Genomic DNA, 8970 nt, shown 5'->3' with positions numbered 1-8970 from the left:
CCCTCGTCGCGGGGTGACTCGCACAGAGAAAGGTGCGCCCTACCTAGCCTCAGGCCAGCGACAGGAAGAGCTTCTCCAGCTTCGCCACGTCGAGCGTCTCCTGCTCCGAGCCCGGCTCGCGGGTCATGCACTGCCGCATGCCGGTCGCGATGATCGCGAACCCCGCGCGGTCGAGGGCGCGGGAGACCGCGGAGAGCTGCGTGACGACGTCCTCGCAGTCCCGGCCCTCCTCGAGCATGCGGATCACGCCGGCCAGCTGCCCCTGGGCGCGCTTGAGGCGGTGGGTGACCTTGGTCATCTCGTCCGGGTCGAGCTCCATGGCGCTGCTCCTTGTCGTGGTACGCCAGGACGATACCCCGGCGGGTACCGCCGGGCCGGGTGCCGTCACCGGCGGCAGGTGCAGCGCGCGGCCGGCGGCAGGGACGCCATGACGTCGTCGGCGTGCATGCCGCAGCCGTCCCAGGTGGTGCGTCCGCAGGTCGCGCACGGGGTGGGGTAGCACATGTCGGTCTCCGATCTGGTGGGGGGAGGGCTGATCAGGCTGCGACGTCGGGTCGCAGGGCCTCGAGGGTGAGCCAGCCGCCGGACAGGTTGCGGGCGTCGATGCCGGCGCCCCGCAGGATGCGGGTCGCCAGGTAGGAGCGGACCCCGCTCGCGCAGTGCACGCTGACGGGCCGTCCGGCGGCCGCGTCCCGGACCTCGTCGAGGCGCGTGCGCAGCTCGGTGTGCGGGACGTGCAGGGAGGCGGGCAGGTGTGCGACGGCGCGCTCGGCCGCGGACCTGACGTCCAGGACCAGCGAGGTGGCCAGGACCTCGTCGAGATCGGCCGCCTGCCACTGGGGCATGGTGCCGTCGAGTGCGTTCTGCGCCACGAACCCCAGCATGTTGACGGGGTCCTTGGCCGAGCCGTACGGCGGGGCGTACGCGAGCTCGAGCTCCGCGAGGTCGTCCGCGGTCATGCCGGCGCGCAGCGCCGTGGCCAGGACGTCGATGCGCTTGTCCACGCCGTCGCGGCCCACGCCCTGCGCGCCGAGCAGGCGGCCGTCCGGGGCGAACGACGCGACGAGGTGCACGGACTCGGCGCCCGGGAAGTACCCCGCGTGGTGCTTCGGGTGCACGTGGACGACCTCGTGCTCGATGCCCGCGCGCGTCAGCACGGCCTGGCTCGCGCCGGTGACGGCGGCCGTGAGGCCGAAGACGCGGACGATCGCGGTGCCCTGTACGGGCGCCTGCGGGGTCGTGCGGTGCCCCAGCATCGAGTCCGCCGCGCGGCGGCCCTGCCGGTTCGCGGGCCCGGCCAGCGGCACGGGGCCGGCGTCGCCCGTGACGGCGTGCCGGACCTCGATGGCGTCGCCGACGGCCCAGACGTGCGGGTCGGACGTGCGGTGGTCGTCGTCGACGCGGATCGCGCCGCGCGGCGAGAGCTCCAGCCCGGCGTCGCGTGCCAGGTCGCTCGCGGGGCGCACGCCCACGTTGACCACGACGAGGTCGGCGGGCAGCGTGCGCGCGTCGGACAGCGTCACCGTGACGGTGCCCTCGGGCGCGCCGTCGGTCACGGCGGTGACGGACGTGCCCAGGTGCAGGCCGACGCCGTGCGCCCGCAGCTCCTGGGCGAGCAGCGGGGCGAGCTCGGCGTCCAGCGGGGGCAGCACGTGGTCGGCGAGCTCGACGAGCTCGACCTCGAGCCCGCGCGCGACGAGGGCCTCGACCGCCTCGAGGCCGATGAAGCCGGCGCCGACGACGACGGCGCGCGCTACCCGCCCGGAGGCGGACGCCGCGGCGAGGACCGTGTCGACGCGGCCGCGCAGGGCGTCGACGTCGGGCACGGTGCGCAGCGCGTGCACCGCCGGGTGGTCGAGACCGGTGATCGGCGGGCGGACCGCGACCGCGCCGGGCGCGAGCAGCAGGGCGTCGTACTCCTCGTCGTAGGTGCCGTCGGCCGTGGCGACCGTGACGGTGCGCGCGGCGGTGTCGACGGCCGTCACGCGGTGCCCGGTGCGGACGTCGAGGTCCAGGGCGGCACGCAGGCTCTCGGCGGTGTGCAGCAGCAGGTCGGAGCGCTCGGCGATCTCGCCGGACAGGTGGTAGGGCAGCCCGCAGTTGGCGAACGAGACGTACGGGGACTGCTCGAGCACGACGATCCGTGCGTCCTCGTCCAGGCGCCGTGCGCGCGCGGCCGCGCTCATGCCGCCGGCGACGCCGCCGACGATCACGAGGCGGCGCGCCGGGGCGTGCGGCGGCGCGGCGGAGGTGCTCGGCGTGGTCGTCATGGCCTCAACATACCCCCGGGGGTATCTGGACCTCAAGTCGCGCGTCAGGTCGTCAGCTCGATGCCCACCTGGACGGCGTCCAGCTCGGCGAGCGCCCGGTCCAGCGTCGACGACGGGAACGTGCCCAGGTCGCGCAGGTGCAGCAGCTCGTCGCGCTGCGTCGTGAGCACCTGGACGCGCAGCCGCAGGTCGGCGGCGCGGTCGCGCGCGTGCATCTCCGCGTCCTCCTCGGCCGACACGTCGAGCTCCGCGACACGTGCCCGCTCCCGCTCGACCACCGCCGCGGGGTACGGGGTGCCGTCGGGCTGGCGCAGGGCCGGGTCCTCCAGCCGCTCGAGCGCCGCCCGGTGCAGCTCGACGCGCAGCGCGGCCAGCGCGTCCGCGTCGTCCTCCTCGCGACCCGTCAGGCCCAGCCGTCGCGTGACCCACGGCAGCGTGGCGCCCTGCACGAGGAGCGTGCCCGCCGCCACGACGAAGGCGACGAGCACCAGCAACGACCGCTGCGGGGTGTCCGACGGCAGCGACTGCGCCGCGGCGAGCGTGACGACGCCGCGCATGCCGGCCCACACCAGCACCACGCCCTCGCGGGCGCCGAACCGCTCCGCGGTGAGGTAGTCGATGTCGGCGATCCGACGACGGACGCGCCGCCCGACCTCGGCGGTCCCCGCGGCCGACGTCCGCCGGCGCCGCGGGCCGTGCGGCGGGTCCACCGGCCTGCCCGCGTCGAGCCGGGCCTGGGCGTCCTCCAGCCAGTCGCGCACCTGCGGGTCGCGCGCGGCCCGCCGGCCCAGCTCCCACACCGACCACCCGACGAACACCGACCGCACCGCGACCACCAGCGTGGCCGTGAGCGCGCCGAGGCCCAGCGCCACCGCGACGCTGCCGTGCGCGTCCTGCACGTCCTGGACGAGCGCGACCACCTCCAGCCCCATGAGCAGGAAGACCGCGCCCTCGAGCAGCAGCTCGATCGTGCGCCACACCGCGTGCTCCGTCATGCGGTCGCGGGCCCGCAGCGCCCGCGGTGCCGCGTGCCCCGTCACGAGCCCGGCCGTCACGGCGGCGACCAGCCCGGACGCGCCCAGGTGCTCGGCGGGCAGGAACGCGACGAACGGCACGACGAACGAGATCGCGACGTTCGACGTCGTCTGCGTCAGGCGTCCGCGCGCCCACACGTGCAGGCGTCCCACGACGTACCCGACGGCCACCGCCACGACGACCGCGAACACGAAGTCGCCCGCGACGCCCCACAGCGACACGGTCCCGGCCGTCGCGACGATCGCGGAGCGCAGCAGCACGAGCGCCGAGGCGTCGTTGAGGAGCGACTCGCCCTCCAGGACGGTGACGATGCGCGGCGAGACGCCGGCCTTGCGCACGATCGACGTCGCGACGGCGTCCGTCGGGCTCACGATCGCGCCGATGGCGATGCCCGTCGCCAGCCCGATGTCCGGCAGCAGGTGGTCGAGCACGACCCCGACGACGACCGCCGAGACGACGACGAGCACGACGGAGAACGCCGAGATCGTGCGGAAGTCCCGCCGGAAGTCCATGGTCGGCATGGTCGTGGCCGACGAGTACAGCAGCGGGGGCAGCACGACGCCCAGGACCCACTCGGGGGAGACCTCGATCGCCGGGACGACCGGCAGGACGCTGACGCCCACGCCGATGAGCACGAGCAGCAGCGGCGCCGCGACGCCGACGCGTGGCGCCCACGACGTCACGGCGACGATCACCAGCACGGCGAGGACGGCGGGCACGAGCAGGTCCATGCGTCACCTCGGATCGGCGCGGGGCACGGTGCCCCCGGGACCGAACCTACGACCGAGGCGTTCGCCGCGCGTGCGCGCCCGCGCGGACCTACGCTCGGTGGCTCCGGCGACGTGGCCCGGTGGGGCGCCGCTCGTCGTGCCCCGCCGGTCGCTCGCCCGCCCTCGTACGACCACACGACCACCGGCCGGAGGCGGCCGGTGCGAAGGAGGACACCCATGAAGGGCAAGCTCGCGTTCGTCGTCGGCACCGGGGTCGGGTACCTGCTGGGCACCCGGGCCGGTCGGCAGCAGTTCGAGAAGATCAAGACCTGGGCGTCGGGCACGTGGCACGACCCGCGCGTCCAGGGGTACGTCCAGGACGCCGAGCACGCGGCCGCGGACTTCGCGAAGACCCAGGGCGGTGCCCTGAAGGACAAGGCGGTCTCGACCGCCAAGGCGAAGTTCTCGGGCGGCGACTCGTCCGGCGAGGCGGCGGACACGGCGACGTGGGAGCCGGCCGACGGGCCGCTCGTCGACGCCGACGACGCCAACCCCGACACCTCCCGGCTCTGACCCCTGCGGCGGGGCCGAGGCGCGCGCCCCGGCCCCGCGCGGGCCGGTCGGTGGGCGGGGTCCGGCTCGACCCCGCGGGATGGCAGGGTGGGTGTGTGGACGTGGAGCATCTGGTCGTCATGGGCGTGTCCGGGACCGGCAAGTCGACGGTGGGCCAGACGCTGGCCGACCGCCTGGGCCGGCCGTTCCTCGAGGGGGACGCGCTGCACCCCCCGGGCAACGTCGCCAAGATGAGCGCGGGCACCCCGCTGGTCGACGACGACCGGTGGCCGTGGCTGCGGGCCGTGCGCGCCGCGATGGACGAGCACGCCGCGGCCGGGACGTCGACGGTCGTCGCCTGCTCGGCGCTGCGCGGCGCCTACCGCGAGGTGCTGCGCGAGGCGCAGGGCCGCGTGCGGTTCGTGCTGCTCGACGTGCCCGTCGAGGCGCTGCGCGAGCGCATCGTCCACCGCGCCGGCCACTGGATGCCACCGAGCCTGCTGGAGTCGCAGCTCGCGACCCTCGAGCCCCTGCGCCCGGACGAGGACGGGGTGACCGTCCCGGTCGTCGGCCCGCCCGACGTCGTCGTGAGCGACGCCCTGGCCGCCCTGACCGCCTGAGGCTCACCGTCGCACGCCCGGCACCGGGGCGGGTGGTTGCCCCGAGCAACGTAGGGTGCTGCGGTGCGTGGGCTCCTCGTCGACCTGACCCCGGTGCGGACCAGCCCGGCGTTCCGCCGGCTGTGGCTGGGCCTGTCCGTCGCGAACCTCGGTGCGCAGCTCACGGTCGTCGCCGTGGGCCTGCAGGTGTACGCGCTGACGGCGTCGACGCTCGCCGTCGGCGTCCTGGGCCTGTGCGCGCTGGTCCCGCTCGTCGTGTTCGGGCTGTACGGCGGCGCGCTCGTCGACCACTACGACCGCCGGACCGTGGCACTCGTGGCGTCGGTCGTGTCCTGGGCCGCGGTGCTCGCGCTCGTCGTCCAGGCCGCGGCCGGCACCGCGCACGTCGGGGTGCTGTACGCGCTGGTGGCCGTCCAGTCGGCCGCCGGGGCCGTCAACGCGCCCGCCCGGGCAGCGATCGTCCCGCGCCTGCTCGAGCCGCGGCTGATGCCCGCGGCCAACGCCCTGCAGACGATGGGCTGGAACGTCGCCCTCACGCTCGGCCCGCTGGCGGGCGCCGCGCTCGTCGCGGGCATCGGCTACGTGTGGGCGTACGCGGTCGACGCGGTCCTGTTCACGTTCGCCCTCGCGGCGCTGCTGCGCCTGCCGCCCGTGCCGCCCGAGCCGTCGGAGCACCGCCGCGCACGCCTGGGGCTCGGGTCCGTCGTGGACGGCCTGCGGTACCTGGGGACGCAGCCGAACGTCCGGATGACGTTCCTCGTCGACGTCGTCGCCATGGTCACCGCGATGCCGCGCGTGCTCTTCCCCGCCGTCGGCGTGCTGTACCTCGGCGGTGGCGAGACGACGACGGGGGTGCTGACGGCGGCCATCGCCGTCGGCGGCATCCTGGCCGGCCTGTTCTCCGGTGGGCTGGCGCGCGTGCGCTGGCAGGGCCGCGTCATCGCCGGGGCGATCGCGGCGTGGGGTCTGTCGATCGTCGCGTTCGGCGTCGTGCTCGTCGCCGCGGGCCGCACGACGCCCGACGGCGTGCTGCCCGTCGCGCTGGCGCTCGCCGTGCTGACGCTCGCCCTGGCCGGGGCGTCCGACGCGGTGTCGTCGGTGTTCCGCCAGACGATCCTGCAGACGGCGACGCCCGACGACATGCGCGGCCGGCTGCAGGGCGTGTTCGTCGTCGTCGTCGCCGGCGGGCCGCGGCTGGGGGAGCTGGCGCTGGGCGCGCTGTCGACGCGCGTCGGCGAGGGCGGGGCGGCCGTGATCGGCGGCGTGACGTGCGTCGTCCTGCTGGCGCTGCTGGTGCGCGCGCAGCGCACGTTCTGGCACTACGACGCGCGGCACCCGACGCCGTAGGACGTCGCACGACACCGGCGGTCAGGAGTCCAGCGCGTCCAGCGTCCACGCCAGCAGCTCGCCCGACGTCCGCCGGTACCAGTCGCCGAAGTCGCCCGCGTACGCCCGGGGGACGCACTCGACGTGCAGGATCGCGCTCATGTACAGGCGGTAGAGCAGGAACCGGACGCGCGCGCCGGAGCTCTCCAGGTCCAGGGGGGCGACCTGCTCGTGGCCGGCCCGCAGCCCCGGGGCGACGTCGCCGCGGCCGAACTGGTCGGCGCCGACCAGCTCCATCAGCGGGTCAGCCCACAGTGCCCGCTCGGGGTCGATGACGCCGACGAGGGCGCCGTCCGCGGCGACGAAGAGGTTGCCCGGCCACAGGTCCCCGTGCACGAGGACGGGCGTGGTGACCTGGGCCAGCGCGTCGTGGTGCCGTGCCAGGACGCGCCGGACGTCACCGGGTCGCAGGTCCACGCCCCAGCGCCCGGCGTCGTGCAGGACGGCCTCGACCATGCGTCCGAACGCCTCCGGCCACGTGTCGCCGTGCAACCGGCTGCCCGCCGGGTCGGCCGCACCGCCGGGCGCGTCCACCGCACCGACGTACCCGAACCGGTCGCCGGTGACCGTGTGCAGCCGGGCGATGAACGCCCCGAGGTCGCGCTGCGCCCGCGCCGCGCGGGGGTCCTCGGCGACCGGCCCGAACCCCGCGTCCTGCCACGGCACCCCGTCCAGGTGCTCCGCGACGACGACGTCCCCCGGCAGGTCGGCGCCCGACTCGTCGAACCGCAGCAGCCGCGGCATCAGCAGGTCGGGGCGGTCCGCGACCCGCCCGTACACCAGGGCCTCGGAGCGCACGAGGCGGTGCTCGTACGTCAGGAGGGTCCCGGTCGTGGTCGGTGCGGTCTTCACGACGACGCGCGAACCGTCCGCGAGCGTGACGCGGTGCGTCGTCGCGAACAGCCCGCCGGTGAGCCGAACGGCCTCGACGAGGGTCCCGAGAGGTGCGACGACCCGGGCGAGGCGGTCGAGCAGGTCGTCCGGCACGTGACCTGCCGGTGCGGTGCTCATCCTGCCGGGCCCGGCCGCCCGGCGGTGCGGTCGGTCGCGAGCTCGCACGCGGCGACGGTGGCGCCCGCGGTCGCGCTGGGCGGCTCGTCCTCGACCGACACGGCGTCGCGCTCGGCGCCGTCGGCGCGGGCCTCGCCGGCGGCGCGGCGGAGCGCGGCCTGCCGGCGCATCGACGGCAGGGCGACGAGGGTCGCGACGAGCGCGGCGGCACCGGAGGCGACGACCACGAGGAAGCCGGCGTGGGACCCGCCGGCGTCGATCCGGCTGCCGGCGACCGAGGCGCCGACGGACACCCCGATGCTCAACCCGGTGCCGACCCAGGTCAGGCCCTCGGTGAGCCTCCCGGGCGGGACCAGCTCGGCCACGAGCGCGTTGCCGTTGATGATCGACGGCGCGATGGCGAAGCCGGCGACGAACATGGCGGCCGCCAGGACCCACAGGCTCTGCGCGAGGAAGAACGCGCAGACCCCGACGGCGAGCGCCACCACGCCGATCGCGAACCGCCGGTGCAGCGGGGAGACCCAGTGCCGGGCCCCGTACAGCAGCCCCGAGATGAGCGACCCGAGCGCGAAGACCGCGAGGATGACGCCGGCGAGCTCCTTGCGGCCGGACTCCTCGGCGAACGCGACGGTCGCGACGTCGGTGGCGCCGAAGATCGACCCGATCGCGACGAACACCAGGATGATGACGACCATGCCGGGGCGCCGCAGCACGGTGCCCCGCGGGCGCGGCTCGTGGGCGGGGGCGACCGGCGGCTCGGTGCGCCGCAGGGCGAGGAAGGCGAGCCCTCCGACGACCATCGCGACGATCGGCACGACGAGCCCGGCGGCGGGCGACACGCTCGTGGCCAGCAGCGTCGCGGCGACGGGGCCGATCACGAACACGAGCTCGTCGAGCGCCGACTCCAGGGAGTAGGCCGTGTGCACGCGTCGCGGGTCGTCGCCGAGGGCGTGGTTCCAGCGGGCGCGCACGAGTGACCCGAACGACCCGATCGTGGCGCCCACGAGCACGGCCGTGACGTACAGCCAGACCGTGGGGGCGCGCAGGGTCGCGGCCACCACGAGCGCGGTGAGGCTCACCGCGGACACGACGACGGCGGGTCGCATGACGCGCGCCTGGCCGTGGCGGTCGACGAGGCGGGCGATCTGCGGGGCGCCGATCGCCTGGGCGATGACGACGGCGGCGGACACGCGCCCGGCGAGGCCGTAGGACTCGTAGAGGGCGGAGACCATGAGGACGATGCCGATGCCGACCATCGACATGGGCAGGCGTGCGACGACCCCGGTGGCGGAGAACGCGAACGCGCCCGGACGCGCGAGCACGTCCCGGTAGGGCTGGAGCATGGCACCACTGTCGCATCCGTCGGCGACATCGCCCGACGGCGGT

The 8970-nt window shown here is 75.7% G+C and carries 9 protein-coding genes; 3 read left to right on the top strand and 6 right to left on the bottom strand.

What is annotated here, in order from left to right:
• Positions 1 to 49: 49 nt before the first annotated feature.
• The 4 genes from Cph01nite_RS17745 to Cph01nite_RS17735 all read right to left on the bottom strand — a co-directional run bounded on the left by Cph01nite_RS17745 (position 50) and on the right by Cph01nite_RS17735 (position 4036).
• Positions 50 to 319 (bottom strand): metal-sensitive transcriptional regulator, encoded by a 270-nt coding sequence (locus tag Cph01nite_RS17745; protein WP_203676138.1) that lies wholly within the window; start codon positions 317 to 319, stop codon positions 50 to 52.
• A 65-nt stretch (positions 320 to 384) separates the two neighbouring features.
• Entirely contained in the window at positions 385 to 504 is a 120-nt protein-coding gene (locus Cph01nite_RS19420; RefSeq protein WP_505661176.1) for a DUF8730 family Cys-rich protein, read from the bottom strand.
• A gap of 32 nt (positions 505 to 536) precedes the next feature.
• The gene (locus tag Cph01nite_RS17740) at positions 537 to 2270 is read right to left on the bottom strand and encodes an FAD-dependent oxidoreductase (RefSeq protein ID WP_203676130.1); all 1734 of its coding nucleotides are present in this window, start codon (positions 2268 to 2270) and stop codon (positions 537 to 539) included.
• Between the two features lie 44 nt (positions 2271 to 2314).
• The gene (locus Cph01nite_RS17735; RefSeq protein ID WP_203676128.1) at positions 2315 to 4036 is read right to left on the bottom strand and encodes a cation:proton antiporter; all 1722 of its coding nucleotides are present in this window, start codon (positions 4034 to 4036) and stop codon (positions 2315 to 2317) included.
• Positions 4037 to 4252: 216 nt separating this feature from the next.
• Here Cph01nite_RS17735 and Cph01nite_RS17730 point away from each other — a divergent pair, with 216 nt between their 5' ends.
• From Cph01nite_RS17730 to Cph01nite_RS17720, 3 genes are all read left to right on the top strand, one after another.
• Positions 4253 to 4588, top strand: a complete 336-nt coding sequence (locus Cph01nite_RS17730) for a YtxH domain-containing protein (protein ID WP_203676126.1) — start codon at positions 4253 to 4255, stop codon at positions 4586 to 4588.
• Positions 4589 to 4683: 95 nt separating this feature from the next.
• Positions 4684 to 5187: a gluconokinase gene (locus tag Cph01nite_RS17725; protein ID WP_239069349.1), complete on the top strand. Its 504-nt coding sequence runs from the start codon at positions 4684 to 4686 to the stop codon at positions 5185 to 5187.
• Between the two features lie 63 nt (positions 5188 to 5250).
• The gene (locus Cph01nite_RS17720; protein WP_203676124.1) at positions 5251 to 6534 is read left to right on the top strand and encodes an MFS transporter; all 1284 of its coding nucleotides are present in this window, start codon (positions 5251 to 5253) and stop codon (positions 6532 to 6534) included.
• Between the two features lie 21 nt (positions 6535 to 6555).
• Here Cph01nite_RS17720 and Cph01nite_RS17715 read toward each other — a convergent pair whose 3' ends face one another.
• Positions 6556 to 7584, bottom strand: a complete 1029-nt coding sequence (locus tag Cph01nite_RS17715) for a phosphotransferase family protein (protein WP_203676122.1) — start codon at positions 7582 to 7584, stop codon at positions 6556 to 6558.
• The gene (locus Cph01nite_RS17710; RefSeq protein WP_203676119.1) at positions 7581 to 8927 is read right to left on the bottom strand and encodes an MFS transporter; all 1347 of its coding nucleotides are present in this window, start codon (positions 8925 to 8927) and stop codon (positions 7581 to 7583) included. Before Cph01nite_RS17710 ends, Cph01nite_RS17715 begins: the two co-directional genes overlap by 4 nt.
• Between the last annotated feature and the right edge of the window lie 43 nt (positions 8928 to 8970).

This window comes from Cellulomonas phragmiteti (genome assembly GCF_016862775.1).
Classification (GTDB): domain Bacteria; phylum Actinomycetota; class Actinomycetes; order Actinomycetales; family Cellulomonadaceae; genus Cellulomonas; species Cellulomonas phragmiteti.
The sequence above is the reverse complement of the archived record's forward strand: the minus strand, read 5'-3'. Positions and strand labels throughout refer to the sequence as shown.

Bases quoted from the DNA above. Each gene is read 5' to 3' on its own strand.
- Cph01nite_RS17715 (WP_203676122.1), bottom strand. From the start codon at position 7,584: ATGAGCACCGCACCGGCAGGTCACGTGCCGGACGACCTGCTCGACCGC.
- Cph01nite_RS19420 (WP_505661176.1), bottom strand. From the start codon at position 504: ATGTGCTACCCCACCCCGTGCGCGACCTGCGGACGCACCACCTGGGAC.
- Cph01nite_RS17745 (WP_203676138.1), bottom strand. From the start codon at position 319: ATGGAGCTCGACCCGGACGAGATGACCAAGGTCACCCACCGCCTCAAG.
- Cph01nite_RS17710 (WP_203676119.1), bottom strand. From the start codon at position 8,927: ATGCTCCAGCCCTACCGGGACGTGCTCGCGCGTCCGGGCGCGTTCGCG.
- Cph01nite_RS17730 (WP_203676126.1), top strand. From the start codon at position 4,253: ATGAAGGGCAAGCTCGCGTTCGTCGTCGGCACCGGGGTCGGGTACCTG.
- Cph01nite_RS17735 (WP_203676128.1), bottom strand. From the start codon at position 4,036: ATGGACCTGCTCGTGCCCGCCGTCCTCGCCGTGCTGGTGATCGTCGCC.
- Cph01nite_RS17740 (WP_203676130.1), bottom strand. From the start codon at position 2,270: ATGACGACCACGCCGAGCACCTCCGCCGCGCCGCCGCACGCCCCGGCG.